Genomic DNA, 15,037 nt, shown 5'->3' with positions numbered 1-15,037 from the left:
GTGCCGACGACCGATATGACACAGACGGAGCCCCAGGCCTCGGCGTCAGCCCCACCCTCCCGGTGGCTGCGCACCTTCCGGGAGGCCGGGCCCGGCTCCGCGCTCCTGGTGTGCTTTCCGCACGCCGGCGGCGGCGCGAACGCCTTCTCCGCGGTGGCCGCGGCGCTGCCCGAGGACATCGGGCTGCTCGCCGTCCAGTACCCCGGCCGGCAGGACCGGCGCGCCGAGCCGTGCGCCGAGAACGTCGCGGAGCTCGCCGAGGGGGCCGCGGCGGAACTGGTCGCGTACACCGGCCGACGGCTGTTCCTCCTCGGCCACAGCATGGGCGCTCTGGTCGCCTTCGAGACGGCCCGCCTGCTGGCGAAACGGGACGCCGTCGCGCGGCTGTTCGTCTCGGCCGCCCGGCCGCCCTCCCACGACTGGCAGGAACCCGACTTGGACGGGCTCACCGACAGCGAGGTCGTCACGGGGGTGCGGCGACTGGGCGGCGTGCCCGAACCGCTCCTCGACGATCCGGAGACGGTCGGCGAACTGGTGAGGGTCCTGCGCGGCGACCACCGGGCGCTGCGCCGCTACCGCGCCCCGGCCGACGCCGTTCTGCCGATCCCGGTCACGGTGCTCCTGGCCGAGGGGGATCCCAAGAATTCGGCATCCCAGGTACGGGACTGGGCACGGCACAGTACCGCCGGGTGCGGGCTCGAGCGGCTGCCCGGCGGCCACTTCTCCCTGACCGACGCGGCCTCCCCCGCCGTGTCGCTCCTCACCCGGTACATCCGCGGGGAAGCCCGACCCGCCCAGGACCTGGGGGGCGCCCAGGACGGCAAGAAGGGCACCGTCGGCGTACCGCCGGCTGCGTCCGCGGCCCCCGCCGACTTGATCAAGGACATACTCCTGGCAGGCCTGCGGGGCAGCCGTCCGCCGCTCTCCACCGACTTGACCCGGCTGGAGGACGCGGCACGCGAAGTGCTGGAGCCGAACGCCTTCGGCTACGTCTCGGGCAATGCGGGCACCGGCGTCAGCGCCCGCAACAACCGCGAGGCATTCGACCGGCTGCGGCTGGTGCCACGGATGATGCGCGGCACCGCTCGGCGCGACATGTCGGTGTGCCTGCTCGGCCGGCGTCTGCCCTCGCCGGTACTGCTCGCCCCGGTGGCCGCCCTGGGGGCGGTCCACCCCCAGGGCGAACTCGACACCGTCCGCGGCGCCGCGGCGGTGGGCCTGCCGTTCGTCCTGTCCTCCTTCGCCTCCCGGACGCTGGAGGAGGTCGCCGCGGCGGCGGGTCCCGAGCCACGATGGTTCCAGCTGTACCTGCCCACGGAGCGACCCGTGGCAGAGTCCCTGGTACGCCGGGCGGAAGCGAGCGGCTACACGGCGCTGGTCGTCACCGTCGACGCCCCGAGCTTCGGCTACCGGCCGGCGGACCTGGACGCCGCCCATTCACCGTTCCTCCAGGGCATCGGCGTCTCCAACTACACGGACGACCCCGCCTTCCGCGCGACTCTGCCCCCGGACGCCGACCGCCTCGCGGTCCTCGCGCACTGGGCGGGCACCGCCACCGACCCGGCACTCAGCTGGGACGATCTGGCGTGGCTTCGCCGATTCACCGAGCTGCCCGTGCTGGTCAAGGGCGTGCTGCACCCCGACGACGCCCGGCTGGCACTGGAGTACGGAGCGGACGGCGTGGTGGTCTCCAATCACGGCGGGCGCCAACTCGACGGCAGTGTGGCCAGCCTGGACGCGTTGCCGGCGGTACGCGCGGCAGTGGGCGACGCCGCTCCGGTACTGCTCGACTCCGGGGTCCGGACCGGCTCCGACGTACTCAAGGCGCTCGCGCTGGGAGCGGACGCGGTCCTGCTCGGCAGGCCGTACGTCTACGGACTCGCCCTGGGTGGACAGCACGGGGTAGAGCATGTGCTGCGCTGCCTGCTGGCGGATCTCGACCTGGCCTTGGCACTGGCGGGCTGCGCCTGCGTGGCCGACGTCACCGCGGAACTCGTCAACCCGCCGGGAACCCCCGGCGTGCACCGTCCCTGAGCACCACCGTAGGACCTGCGCAGGCCCCGTGCGGTGCGGTGCGGTGCGGCAACGATCGCCCCTCGATACGCGACCGATAGCCGGCTCCGGAGACTCGGCTCACGTATCGACGGACGGATTCGCCTCCGCTGATCGCCGGTCCCGCAAGAGTGGACAGAAAGGCCGAGTGCCGTGAACAAACTGAAAATATCCGGCAAGCGACTACTGGACAGCCTCGATCGTCTGTCCACGTTCGGAGGTCGCCCCGATCGGGGCGTGGACCGCGTGGCCGGTTCCGCAGCGGATCTGCAGGCCCGACGGTGGATGGCGGAGCACCTGCACGCGCAGGGGCTGGAGTCCTGGACCGACGAGGTCGGCAATGTCTTCGGTCACGCTCCCGGAGCCGGCGACGGCAGGCTCCTTCTCGGCTCGCACACCGACACCGTGCCCGCCGGCGGCCGGCTGGACGGAGCCTACGGGGTCATGGCCGCCATGGAGGTGCTGACGACCCTCCACGAACACGGCCACCATGCCGCGCGATGCCTGGAGATCGTGAGCTTCTGGGACGAGGAGGGCGCCCGACCCGAGTCCTCCGGCGGCATGGTCGGCTCCACCGCTCTGTGCCGGAGCCCTCATCTGGCCCAGATCGACTCCTATATCGAGCTGCACATCGAGCAGGGCCCTCGCATGGAGGAAGCGGGCCAGGAGCTGTGTGTGGTCGAGGGCATCGTCGGTGTCGACCGGCATCTGATCCGTGTGGTGGGCGAACCCAATCATGCCGGGACCACTCCGTTTCCACTCCGCAAGGACGCCGGCCGGGCTCTCGTGCGTACAGCGGCCGTCACCCAGGAGCTCCTCCGCTCGGTCCACGACTCCGTCGTCGGGAACATCGGGACGCTGACACTGGATCCGGGCGCCCCCAACGTGGTCCCGGGCGCGGCACAGATGGTCCTCGAGATCCGGGCGCCGCACGAGGAGTCGCTCACACGGTGCGCCGACGTGGTCCTGGAGCGGGCGAGAACGATCGCCCGGGAAGAGGGGTGCACGATGGAGCACCGCCTGCTCTCGCACAAACCGGTGGTCGACTTCGACGACGGCATGCGCGCACTGCTGGAGAAGGTGACGCTCGGCACGGGGCGTGCCGCCGGCTGCCTTTACAGCTATGCGGGCCACGACGCCGGAGTGATGAGCGCGCACGTCCCGACCGGCATGGTCTTCGTGCCCAGCGCCCGGGGCGTGAGCCACTCCCCCCGCGAGTACACGCCCGAGCGCCTGCTCGTGCAGGGGGCTCAGGTCCTGCTCGATGCCGTAGTGGCCCATGCCGAAGCCAGGACGGTGTCCGGCTCCTCGGGAAGCGCGGGGGCCGCCCCGAGCGCGAGGGTGTGACCCGCACGGTCTGCGCGGCACGATCCGCATGCGCGATCGGGTCCCTTCCTTCCCTGCCGGGGCGGGCCCTCATTCCAGGTGTCCCGCCCTGAAGCCGTCGAGATCCCTCCTTACTGCCGCCACGACCTCGGACAGCCCTTGCTGAAGATAGAAGTGACCGCCTGGGAAGAGACGCGTGGCGAACGCGGACGCCGTGTGCTCACCCCAGCGGACGAGGTCGTCATGTGACACGTGCGGGTCGACGTCCCCGCCGTAGGCGGTGATCGGGCACCGGAGCCTCGTACCCGGGTCGCTCTGGTACGTCTCGACCGCCCGGAAGTCCGATCGCATGGGTGGGATCACGACGGCCAGCATCTCCGCGTCGTTCAGGAGGGCAGGGTCCGTCCCGGACAGCTCGGCCATTTCGGCGATGATGCCCGCATCGTCCTTGCGGTGCAGGCCCCGGTCCCGCCTGACCGACGGAGCGGTCCGGCCGGAGGCGATGAGTCCGATGGGTGACATGCCGACCGGTCCGTGCTGCAGGCGCAGTCCGGTCTCGTACGCCACGACCGATCCCATACTGTGCCCGAACAGCGCCAACGCTCTTTCTCTCCATGGCATCAGGGCCTCGCAGACCCGGTCCGCCAGTTCCCTGACGTCGTCGACAGCGGCTTCACCCATGCGGTCCTGGCGGCCTGGGTACTGCACGACCAGTACTTCCGCCGCCTGCGACAGTTCCGCCGAGAGCCGGAAGTACGCGGCGGCCGACCCTCCGGCATGCGGGAAGCACACCAGGGTCGGTCCGCCGGCCGCGGGCTCGTGGTACTGACGTATCCAACCGCTGCGGTCCTGCCTTCGTACGGCGACGCTCATGCTGGGCTCACCTCGTTCTGAGTTCCCTGAAAGAGGCCGGCAAAGCGGCCGAAGAACCCGGTGACGCACTTACGTCCCGGGGCGGATGGGCCCCGCCGGGTGCCCCGGCTACTGTCTGCCGTACAGTCCGGACATCTTCTCCACGGCCGCGATGGCCGCAGCCGGATCGTCGGCGATCTCAAACGGTGCGGGAGTGGAGTCGCGTGTGTATCCACGGTCCTGCACCGCGGTGAGGGTGCGCAGCAGCGGCGTCCAGAAGTCGTCGACGCCCAGCAGGACCAAGGGCCTGGGGTTCCGTCCGAGGTAGTTGAGGGACACGACCTCGATGACCTCGTCCAAAGTGCCGTAGCCTCCGGGAAGGGCGAGGAACGCGTCGGCCATGTCGAACATGACCTTCTTGCGTTCGAACATGTCCTCGGTGACCACCAGTTCCTGCTCGGGGGCCATGTCGTCGCGTTCCAGCTCCCGCAGGAAGCGGGGTATCACTCCGGTGACCGGGGCGCCGTGGCGCTGCGCCGAGCGTGCCACTGCCCCCATGACTCCGACCCCGCCGGCGCCGTAGATCAGACGGTGCCCGCGGGTGCCGAGGAGAGCGCCGACATCCTCGGCGCACTCGATCACGCTCGGCAGGTGGCCGGTCCGAGCGCCGCAGAAGACCGCTACCGCCAGGCCGCCGCCGTGTCCGGTGACCGTGCCGGGTTCCCTGTCGCCTGCCATCCAAGACCTCCTGATGTGTCGAAGAGTGGTGGGACGACTCCGTCGAGACGGTCGTCCGGATGCCGGATTCGGCTGCGGCGATATCCTCGTCGGAGCACTATTCCTGGCCTATCGCGACGAGATCGACTCCCCACACGTCCCTCTCCCGGCCGCAGGCCGGCTCCCGTCCCGGGGGGAGTTGTTCAGGGCAGTCGCTCCAACAGCCGATGGAACCTGGCTCCCGCCGCGTCCCGATGCTGCTGAAGCACTGGAACCGCCTGAATCAGAAGTGCCTTGGCTCGTTGGAACTGACGCTGGGCGAGATACACCTCGCCCAGGCTGCCCCTCGTACGGGCCGCCTCGACGGGACTGCCCGTGACGTCCGCGATCGACAGCGCCCTCTGGAAACAGTGGGCCGCCTCCGCAAGGTTGCCCTGCATCAGATGTGCGGTGCCCAGGCCTCGCTGCACATGCCCTTCACCGACTTCATCGGCCTGCGTCCGAACGATGGACAGCGCCTCGCGGAAATGTGCCAGCGCGACCTCCGGTCGCCCTGCCCCCAGCCGCAGTTCACCGAGCCGGACCAGAACCTGAGAGGCCACTCGGGAGCTGCCTGCTTTCCGGCAGGTGTCCAGCGCCGCCGTCAACTGCTGTTCCGCCAGACCGGGGTCGTCCTTCGCCACGTGGATCTGGGCCAGGTTGCACCAGACATGAGCCTGACCGACCGGATCACCCGCGTCGCGGAACAGATCGGCCGCACGGCCGTATTCGAGCAGCGCTGTGTCCAGCATTCCCTGAGTGTGTCTGCAGAGCGCGATATTGCGCGTGGCCAGGGCCATCCCTTCCACTTCGCACAGCTCTTCGAAGAGGGCCAGCGACTTCTCCACGTACGGCAGTGCCCGCTCGGTGTGCCGCTGCGAGAGGTAGAGGGACCCCAGCGAGCAGCGTGTCACCGCCTCTCCACGTACGTTCCCGTTTTCCAGCACCACCTCCAGGGCCGTCTCGTGGCTCCTTCTCCAGTCGTCGTGGTAACAACGCACCTCGAAGAGGGTCACCAGAGCCACCGCCAAGTCCCAGCAGGCCTCGTCGAGTCCGTACTCCTTGGCCGCGTCGACCGCGGCAAGCAGTCCCGGGCGCTCCGCGTCCATCCATCGCAACGGATCCGTCAGCACATCGCGGACGACGTCCTCAGGAGGCTCCCGCCTGGGCGAATTCCCCCGTACACGGGCGAAGTCGCCGCCATGGAGTTGGCTGTGCGCGCGATCGAGCAGCGCGAGCCAGGCGCCGGCGATCCGACGTACGACCTCCTGACGCTCTGCCACGGCGAGGCGGCCGGCGGCTTCCCGCAGGAAGAGGCGGATCAGACCGGGGATGCGATAGCGGGGGGTGTCGTCGGGTTCCGCTTCGACGGGTGCGAGCAGTTGGGCCGCAGCGGCCTCGTCCAGCAGGTCGTGGGCCTCCTCCGTGCCTCGACCGGTCACCACCGCGGCCATCCAACCGGGGACCGTGTCCACGCCGAGAAGGCTCAGTCGGCTCAGGAGCCCTTGGAGTTCGGGGCGCAGGCCGTCATACGTGGAGGCGATGGTCGTGCGCACGGCCTGGTCGCCACGCATGAGTTCGTCGAGCCGCCGCCCCTCGTCCCGAAACCGGTGTGCCATGGACGAGACCGGCCGGTGGGGCGCGGCGGCGAGCCGGGCTCCGGCGATGCTGAGCGCCAGCGGCAGGCCGTCGAGATGTCGCACCACCTCGGCGACGGCAGAGGGCTCCGCCCGGAGGCGTTTCTCGCCGACGCTCCTCCCGATCAGTTCGAGCGCCTCCGGAGGGGTCAGCACATCGAGCCGGACGTTGTGCAGCGCGGGAATGCCCGTCTGTGGCGTGCGGCTGGTCACGAGCACGGCGCAGTCCCGTCCGCCCGGGAGCAAGGGCTGTATCTGCGCCTCGTCGGCGGCGTCATCGAGAACCAGCAGCATGTCGCGCCCGGCGACATGGCTACGGAACATGGAGGCACGTTCGTCCAGACCCTTCGGGATATCCGAGGGCGACACCCCCAGGGTGCGCAGGAAGTGGTCCAGGACCCGAGCCGGCGGGACCGCGGCCGGCCCGCTGCCGTGCAGGTCGTAGTAGAGCTGACCGTCGACGAAGTGCTCGGGTGCGAGCCGGTAGGCGATGTGGAGCGCGAGCGACGTCTTGCCCACCCCGCCCCGGCCGTACACGTTGACCGCGCGGGTGCCGGGACGGCCCGTCGCCGATGGACGGTCCAGTAGGGCGCCGAGCGATCGAGTGAGATCGTTCCTGCCGACGAAGTGGTCCATCAGCGGGGGCAGTTGTCTCGGCACGGACACACCGGCCGACTGCGTGTACGCGGGGGCGAGTTCCGGTGCATCGTTGAGGATTCCGCTTTCGAGGCGGCGGAGTTCGTCGGAGGGTTCCAGGCCGAGGTCGTTGACCATTCGGTCACGGCCCTCGCGGTACACCTGAAGGGCGTCGGTACGTCGTCCGGCGCGGTGCAGCGCAAGCATGAGTTGCCCTCGTAGCTTCTCGCGCAAGGGATTCTCGGAGACATGGTTCACCAACTCGGGAAGCAGCTTCCGTTCTCGGCCCCGCAGCAGCTCCACGTCGATGCACTCCTCCAGGACGGTGAGGCGCTCCTCGTCAAGAGCCACGGCCTTCCTGTGGAGCACATCGCTGTCGAGCCCACTCAGGGCCGGTCCCCGCCAGAGATCCAGAGCGCCGCGGTAGCTGCGGACCGCCACTTCGTAGTGACCGGCGTCCGACGCCGCCCGCGCCTCGGAGACGAGGCGGGCGAAGTCGTCGATGTCCCGCTGCCCCGGTTCGAGCATCAGCGCGTACCCGAAGGGGTGCGTTCTCAGAGTGTCGCCCATCCCGACACCGGCCAGGGCTCGACGGGCTGCGGAGACACATATCTGGACCTGACTGCGGACAGTCGCCGGGGGATCCTCACCCCACACCACGTCGATGATGTCCTCGATGCTCATCGTCTCCCCGGCCCTGCACACCAGTGCCGCCAGCAGAAGTCTCGATCTTCGCGCCCTGAGTTCCGCGACCACGCTTCCCCGTGTGACTTCGAATCGGCCGAGAAGCGCGAAGTACGCCTTTTGGTCCGTGCTTTGCCCCCGCAGGTTCATGACGCTCCGTTGGTGTGTCCCTGTCTGGTGACCACGGCCCGGCAGTGTCCGCGGCCCACAAGGCCGCGTCGTGGCGCCGGGACGGGTGTTGCCTTCTCCGAGGCGGCGGGATCGCCGCCATCGACTTCGATCCGGGCAGATCCTGGCGGCGTCGGCTGCCTGAGTCAGCCGGTACGACGGGCACAGTAGCCCGGCCGCGGCGCCGGGTGTGCCGGTCGTTCGCCCCACACGGAACAGGCCTGGCCCCTCAGCGCTGCGGTTCGCCGCTACGGGACCGGCGGCGTACCCGAGACGCGAAGCGTGACCGTGCGGAGACCATCACGTCCAGGGGCGAGGGTGGTTCTGTTCGCGCCAGGCCCGCGGTGAGATTCCGTAGGCCCGTTTGAAGACCTTGCCGAAGTGGGTCGCGTCCACGAAGCCCCAGCTCCGCCCGATCGCCGCGACGGTCCGCAGCCGGCCGTTCGGGCCGGCCAGCTCCCGTTTGCATTCCGCCAGGCGGCGGGCACGGATCCAGTCGCCGAGGCTGATTCCCGAGCGCGAGAGCACAACGTAGAGCTGCCGTACGGAGATGTCGTGCGCGGCCGCTATCCGGGCCGCCGACAGAGCCGGATCAGCCAGGTGCTCCTGGATGTACTGCGTGATGCGCAGGGTGAGCGTCGCCTTCAAAGGCGCCCTGGCCAGGACGGAGTTGCCGTGCTGGGTCGTCAGGACCGCACGCAGGAGCTCGACGCTGGGCTGCACGGCGGCTTCGCCGTGCGGGCCCTGGTGCAACTCGTCGGCGACGGCCAGTTGGGAGAAGTAGGTGAAGGCGAGGCGCGCAACGGGGTTGCCGGGTCCCAGGGGCACCGCGGTGACGTCTCGTAACAACCGGTCGGGGAGCGCGAGTGCGGCCCGGGGGAAACGGATGAAGCGGTGGTCGACTCCTTCGTCGAAGAGCAGTGTGTAGGGGGTGATCGACTCGAAGACGGCGCAGTCTCCCGCACTCAGCAGGCACTGGCGGCCGTTCTGCACCACCATGCTGCTGCCCGCCATCTGAACACCCAGAGTGACGGCCGGTTCCTCGTCCTCCCGGGCAAGCCGTTCGGTCCGACGGAGGGTGACCGCGGTCGCCCGCGCCGAACAGACCCTGAGGGGCCCGACACCGTTGAGCCCGATGCGGACGGAGATGTCCTCCGCCGGTGGGCCGTGGTCGATGTCGACCGCGACCATGGATTCCCACACCGCGTTCCGGACCACTTCCTCCCGATCCTGCGGCGGTATGGACGAGGTGTCCAGAACCGGACTCATGAGACCGGCCTCCGTCCGCCTCGGCCATGGTGACGGTCCGTCGGCGCCTCGGCCCGTATTCCCACAACGCCCCTCTCGCCCCGGCCGGTTCTCGTCTCCAGTCTGGCGGGATTCCCTCTCGCCGCGCAACGACCTCGCCGTTCCGCGCCGCAACGTGCCCGGCGCGACCGGGACTTGGGGCCGTGCACCACGGACAAAGTCCCGTGCACGGACGACACAGTCCTGACCCCACGAAGGTCCTAGGGTCCGTGGACGAGCTGAGAGACGAGGGTGTAGCACCCTTTTGTGGCATTGGGGGGACGGGGTGGACCCGGGCGGACCCGTTGAGCGTGCGGAGGGACCCAGGTCGAGCGAGCGCCTGGTGACCCTCACCCTCGAGCGGTACGGAGTGATGCTCCGGTCCACCATCTTCTGCCTCTGCGGTGCGCTGGGGGTCGTCTCGGCGGACCCGGCGAAAGTTCCCCTGGTGCTGACTCTGCTCCTGCCGGCTCTCCTCGCCTGTTGCGTGCGCCTGCGCTCATTGCACCGTCCGCTCCCTCCCACTCTGCTGTTGGTGTCGGACGCTGCCGTGGTGGTGCTCACGGGGCTGTCCCAGCCGGTGCTCGGCGGCGATGTCGCGGATGCGATGGTGGAGGCGATCGTCGGCATCAGCGTCATCACCTTCCAGCACGAATGGGCGACGCGTCCGGTGGTCGGGTTCACCCTGGCCGCGTTGGGGGCCGTCGTCTGCGCGCTGGGCGATATGTTCTCATCACCCGCGCACGGCGCCGATGCGGTGCACCTGGCACGCATGCTGGTGGAGGTGGGTCTGTCGAGGGGCGCCCATGTCATCGTCCGGGCGCGGGCCAGGGCGGCCGATCGGTCGGCCGCCACCAGGGCGGCGTTGCGCCGGGAGGCCGAGGTCGCCGCCGCGCGGCGGGCGACCGAGCGCGAACACCTGGCGACCCTGCACGATACGGCGTGCGCGACGCTGCTGATGGTCTCCCAGGGCGACGACCAGGACTGGTCATGGCTGCCTCTGCGCGCCGCACGAGATCTGGACGCTTTGTCCGCCATGCCCGGATTCGGGACGGAGAGCATTGATCTCTCGGTGCTTCTCGGCTGTGTGCCCGAGGGCGTGGGACAGGCCAGGGTCCAGGTCAAGTTGCTCGTCACCGGCCCGCTGGCGATTCCGTCGGGCCCCGGGCTCGCGATCTTCAACGGGGTCCGGGAGGCCGTCGCCAATGTGGCACGCCATGCCGGGGTACGCGAAGCGGAGCTGAGGGCGTGGACGGAGGACGGGGCCGTCGTCGTCGAACTGTCCGACGCGGGACGGGGCTTCGCTCCGGAATCCGTGCCCGCTCGGCGCAGGGGGATCTCCGCTTCGATCGTCGGCAGGATGAAGGCGGTCGGAGGCTCCGCGTCCGTTGCCTCCCGACCCGGCGCCGGGACCCGCGTTCAGTGGCGCTGGCAGGAGCGGCCTCCGGCGTCACCGCCGACAGACGGAACGCGGGCCGCGGGCCTGCCCGGTCCGCCCGGCGCACGGGCACAGCGCGCAGCTGTCGTTCGCTTCATCCGCGGCCAGCTGCTTCAAGGGGCCCGACTGGCGGCACTGCTGATCAGTCTGGTGGCGCAGTTCACCGTCTCCCTGGGCCAACTCACGGCCCACCAGGACGTGTACGGTCCGGCGTGGGCACAGACATCGGCCTTCATCTGTCTCGCCGCCGTCGCCGCGACCGGGGGCGCGTATCTGCTGCGTGGCAGGCGGATCCCGCCGAGGGTGCGCGGATGGAGCGTGGGCGCGGTGCTGGCGGTCTCGGCCACAGGCGCGTTCACGCTCCCGCCGGAACGCCTGGCAGGCCCCGAGGACTGGGTGTTCGGACTCATCGGCTGGCACGCGTTGTTCTTGCTGGCGGACCTTCGGGTCAGGGTCCTCGCGGTGTTCCTCGGGGCGCATGTCGGGCTCAACACGTTGGCCATGTTTGTACTGGGCTCACCGACCGTCGCCGAGTCGACCGGCATGGGTCTCTCGACCGTATCCACCTGCGGCTTCCAGTTCTCCGTCGGTGTGCTGCTGATGCATCTGCTCCATGACGGGGCGCCGGCAGCGGGGAGCGCGGCCGCACGGGAGGAAGAACTGCGTACCCGGGAACGTATCCATGAAGGCATGCAGCGTGATCACAAAGAGCGCTACCGCGCCCTGACGGCCACGACGGTGCCGCTGCTGGCAGGCCTTGGCCACGGTGTGCTGAGCCCGCATGACGACGACGTCAGGCTGCGGTGCGGCGTGGAAGCCGCCCGGATGCGCCGGTTGTTCGCGGAGAGCGACGCCGTCGCCGACCCGTTGCTGAACGAGTTGCGGGCGTGCGTCGAGGTGGCCGAGCACCAGGGAGTGACGGTGAGCCTGGCCATAAGGGGCCGGCGGAAGGAGGTGCCTGTGGAAGTGCGCAGGGATTTGATCGACCCGGTGGCCGTGGTTCTCGGCCATACCCGCACGACGGCGCGGGTGACCGTCGTATGGACTCCTCGGGCGGTACGAGTGAGTGTCGTCGGCCAGGACTTCGCCGACGGCCGCCGGACGGGAGACCTGGTTCGGGCGCACCACCGCGCCTCGGCCTCGAAGGTGGCTCTGGCGAAAGGTGCACACCGAGGGAGTGTGTGGGTGGAAACGATGTGGGAAGCGCCGATCACCTCCGGAGTCGACCTGACATGACGAGCAACTCCCCGGTGAGCGTGATCGCCATAGACGACCACCCCGCCATCCTTTCGGGGGTGGAGGCATGGTGCGCCGCGTCGCGGCGGCCGATCAACGTGGTCGCGACCGGCAACTCGGTCCGGGATGCCTGGACCGCGCCCGGCAGTACGGCCGATGTCGTCATCCTGGATCTGCAGCTCAAGGAGGGCGGGCCCGCCTTCGGCGGCCTTCGCCGCCTCGTCGACGAAGGACGGCAGGTCGTCGTGTATTCGATGCGTGACGACGAGGCGACGGCGGTCAACTGCCTGGATCTGGGAGCCGCGACGTTCCTGACCAAGAACGAGGGCCGGGACCACCTGGTAGAGGCGACACTGGCAGCAGCCGACGAGCGTCCCTACATGCCGCCGGCACTCGCCGGAGCGCTGGGTACGAACGCCCGCGCGGACCGCCCCCGGCTCTCCTCGCGCGAAGAGAACGTTCTGATCGAGTGGTTCCAGTCCGAATCGAAGGAGTTGGTCGCGCAGCGGCTCAACATCTCGGTTCGGACGGTCAACTCATATCTGGACCGGGTGCGGATCAAGTACGCGAACGTCGGCCGCCCCGCGCGGACCAAGGCAAGCCTGGTGGCACGCGCCATCCAGGACGGCCTGGTCGATGTGGAAGACCTCTGAGGAAGAGGCCGTCGGACTCGCGGGGGGACCCACCCGGCCGTCTCAGTGGTGGTCAGCCGACCAGCGCGGGGAGGGCGGCCCGGTCCAGCTTGCCGTTGCGGTTGACCGGCAGCCGCGGCACGAAGACGAACGAGGCGGGAATCATGTGGGCCGGCAGCGTCCGGGCCAGCTCGGCGTGGAGCGCGGCCGGCTCCGGTGTGGTTCCGGTCTCCGCCACGACGCAGGCTACGAGCTCCTTGTCCCGGCCCGCTCGCTCCACGGCCGCGACCGCACAGCCGCGTACCCCTGCGCAAAGACCGAGAGCGACCTCGACCTCGCCCAGTTCGATGCGAAAGCCACGGATCTTCACCTGGTCGTCGATGCGGCCCAGGTACTCCAACGCCCCGTCCTGCCGATAGCGTGCAAGGTCGCCGGTGCGGTACATCCGTGTGCCGGGGAGACCGTGCGGGTCGGGGAGGAACCGCTCGGCGGTGAGAGCGGGGCAGCCCGCGTATCCCCGTGCCAGTCCGGTGCCGGAGATGAACAGTTCCCCCGGCTCGCCGATCGGAACCGGGTTCAGCTCCGCGTCGAGTACGTACATCCGGGTGTTCCAGATGGGACGTCCGATGGGCACCACCCTCGGATTCCGCTGTTCCGCGCAGTTCCACCAGGTCACGTCGATGGCCGCTTCGGTGGGTCCGTAGAGATTGAACAGGGGCACGTTCAGCCGCGCCTGGAATCTCCTCTGCAGTGCGGGGCTCAAGGCCTCCCCGCTGCATACGACACGCCGCAGTCCTCGGGCCGCAGCCGACGTGGGCTCCTCCAGGAAGAGGCCGAGCATCGACGGCACGAAATGCACGGTCGTGATGCGCTCGTCCCGCATCAGACGCGCCAGATAGCGGGGGTCCTTGTGTCCCCCGGGTACGGCGACCACGAGCGTCGCCCCGACCGACAGGGGCCAGAGCAGTTCCCAGACGGAGACATCGAATCCGATCGGCGTCTTGTGCAGGACCCGGTCCTGCCCGGTGAGGGCGAACACGGACTGCATCCACAACAGCCGGTTGGCGAGTCCCGCATGGGAGTTCACCACTGCCTTGGGAGCACCCGTCGAGCCGGAGGTGAAGATCAGCGTCGCCGCCCCCAGCGAGGTGAGGGGGCCTCCTCGGTCCCTGTCGGTCAGTGCCCATCCGGGCTGGGCCGCCACCGTCCGCACGGTGTCGGGGTCGTCGAGCAGCACCAACGGGGTCGTCCCGCCCCGCGTGAGTCTGTCTGCGGCCCGGCGCAGTGTCAGGACCATCGCCGGCCGGACGCTGGTCAGCATGAGTTCCGTGCGCGGCGGGGGGTTCTCCGGTCCGAGGGGGAAGTAGACCGCGCCCGCTTTGAGGATCGCGAGGACGGACTCCACCAGGAGCACCGACCGTGGCAGCGCCACGGCGACCGCTGTCTCCGGCCCCGCTCCGTGCTCGACCAGGAAGCGGGCGAGACGGTTCGCCCGTGTGTTGAGTTCGGCGTACGTGAGGGTGACGCCCTCGTACACGACAGCCGGTGCTGTCGGCGTCCTGGTGGCCTGCTCCTCGAAGAGCAGCGAAAGACTCAGCTCGGGAAGTGGATGGACCGTGTCGTTCCACGCGGCCGGCACCCGGCCTTCCGCTGCAGGGTCATCAGGCGTACGCCTGTCGGCTGTGCCGTGTCCCGGCTCTGTGTGGGCCGCGGTGGCCGGGGCGGAACGCCTCGTCATGTCGTCACCTTGTCCTCAACCATGCGCATGGCTTCCTGCACCGTGTACGCGAGTTCGAACGGGGGCGTGTCGGCCACCACGAATCCCCTGTGGTGGATTGCGCTGATGAGGTCTCGGAACTGCTCCCAGAATCCACCGGAGTCGAGCAGCACCAGGGGTTTGCGATGCAGTCCGAGCTGCGCCCGCGTCGCCACCTCGAGAATGCCGTCCAGCGTGCCGTATCCACCGGGCAGGGCGATGAAGGCATCGGCGCTGGCCATCATCCGCAGCTTGCGGTCGGTGTGGTCCCGCGTCAGCATCAGTGTCTGGACGGGAGCCCCCGCGGCATGCTCACGTTCGTGGAGGGAGGCCGGCAGGACTCCCATGATCGGGCCGCCGCTCCGCGATGCGCCCCTGGCCACGGCACCCATGAGACCACTGCCGCCGGCGCCGTACACCAGCAGGTGGCCCCGGCCCGCGATGTGCGCGCCGAGTTCACCGGCAAGCCGCTGTGTCCCGGCGTCCTGCCCGGCTTCGACACCGCAGAACACGCAGATGGCCAGTCGCTTCGAGGCTCGCGCCTCACTTGTGTCGAACGAGCTCGCTGACATGAGTC

The 15,037-nt window shown here is 69.7% G+C and carries 10 protein-coding genes; 4 read left to right on the top strand and 6 right to left on the bottom strand.

Going from position 1 to position 15,037, the window contains the following annotated elements:
- The gene (locus tag ACGFR9_RS17420; RefSeq protein WP_393208854.1) at positions 1-2,034 is read left to right on the top strand and encodes an alpha-hydroxy-acid oxidizing protein; all 2,034 of its coding nucleotides are present in this window, start codon (positions 1-3) and stop codon (positions 2,032-2,034) included.
- A gap of 264 nt (positions 2,035-2,298) precedes the next feature.
- Complete coding sequence (locus ACGFR9_RS17415) at positions 2,299-3,399, top strand: M20/M25/M40 family metallo-hydrolase (protein WP_393208851.1); 1,101 nt, start codon at positions 2,299-2,301, stop codon at positions 3,397-3,399.
- A gap of 69 nt (positions 3,400-3,468) precedes the next feature.
- Here the strand turns inward: ACGFR9_RS17415 and ACGFR9_RS17410 are convergent, their stop codons facing one another.
- The 4 genes from ACGFR9_RS17410 to ACGFR9_RS17395 all read right to left on the bottom strand — a co-directional run bounded on the left by ACGFR9_RS17410 (position 3,469) and on the right by ACGFR9_RS17395 (position 9,380).
- Positions 3,469-4,251, bottom strand: coding sequence for a thioesterase II family protein (locus ACGFR9_RS17410; protein ID WP_393208848.1), 783 nt, complete (start codon positions 4,249-4,251; stop codon positions 3,469-3,471).
- A gap of 108 nt (positions 4,252-4,359) precedes the next feature.
- On the bottom strand, positions 4,360-4,968 hold the full coding sequence (locus ACGFR9_RS17405; protein ID WP_393208845.1) for a TIGR00730 family Rossman fold protein: 609 nt from the start codon (positions 4,966-4,968) through the stop codon (positions 4,360-4,362).
- A 182-nt stretch (positions 4,969-5,150) separates the two neighbouring features.
- Positions 5,151-7,943: a BTAD domain-containing putative transcriptional regulator gene (locus ACGFR9_RS17400; RefSeq protein ID WP_393208842.1), complete on the bottom strand. Its 2,793-nt coding sequence runs from the start codon at positions 7,941-7,943 to the stop codon at positions 5,151-5,153.
- Positions 7,944-8,411: 468 nt separating this feature from the next.
- Positions 8,412-9,380 (bottom strand): helix-turn-helix domain-containing protein, encoded by a 969-nt coding sequence (locus ACGFR9_RS17395; RefSeq protein ID WP_393208839.1) that lies wholly within the window; start codon positions 9,378-9,380, stop codon positions 8,412-8,414.
- A gap of 598 nt (positions 9,381-9,978) precedes the next feature.
- On the opposite strand from ACGFR9_RS17395, the gene ACGFR9_RS17390 reads away from it, so the two are divergent.
- Together ACGFR9_RS17390 and ACGFR9_RS17385 are read left to right on the top strand one after the other, a co-directional pair.
- Positions 9,979-12,072 (top strand): sensor histidine kinase, encoded by a 2,094-nt coding sequence (locus ACGFR9_RS17390; protein WP_393208836.1) that lies wholly within the window; start codon positions 9,979-9,981, stop codon positions 12,070-12,072.
- Positions 12,069-12,725: a response regulator transcription factor gene (locus tag ACGFR9_RS17385; protein WP_030229196.1), complete on the top strand. Its 657-nt coding sequence runs from the start codon at positions 12,069-12,071 to the stop codon at positions 12,723-12,725. Before ACGFR9_RS17390 ends, ACGFR9_RS17385 begins: the two co-directional genes overlap by 4 nt.
- Positions 12,726-12,777: 52 nt before the next feature.
- Here ACGFR9_RS17385 and ACGFR9_RS17380 read toward each other — a convergent pair whose 3' ends face one another.
- Positions 12,778-14,343 (bottom strand): amino acid adenylation domain-containing protein, encoded by a 1,566-nt coding sequence (locus tag ACGFR9_RS17380; RefSeq protein WP_051713985.1) that lies wholly within the window; start codon positions 14,341-14,343, stop codon positions 12,778-12,780.
- A 95-nt stretch (positions 14,344-14,438) separates the two neighbouring features.
- Positions 14,439-15,032 carry a TIGR00730 family Rossman fold protein gene (locus ACGFR9_RS17375; RefSeq protein ID WP_063829365.1) on the bottom strand — a complete coding sequence of 198 codons (594 nt, stop codon included), beginning with the start codon at positions 15,030-15,032 and terminating at the stop codon, positions 14,439-14,441.
- Between the last annotated feature and the right edge of the window lie 5 nt (positions 15,033-15,037).

Origin of the sequence: Streptomyces sp. NPDC048584 (genome assembly GCF_043199595.1) — a bacterium.
GTDB lineage: Bacteria > Actinomycetota > Actinomycetes > Streptomycetales > Streptomycetaceae > Streptomyces > Streptomyces edwardsiae.
Note: the sequence above shows the minus strand (reverse complement) of the source record. Positions and strands in the feature narration are given on the sequence as shown.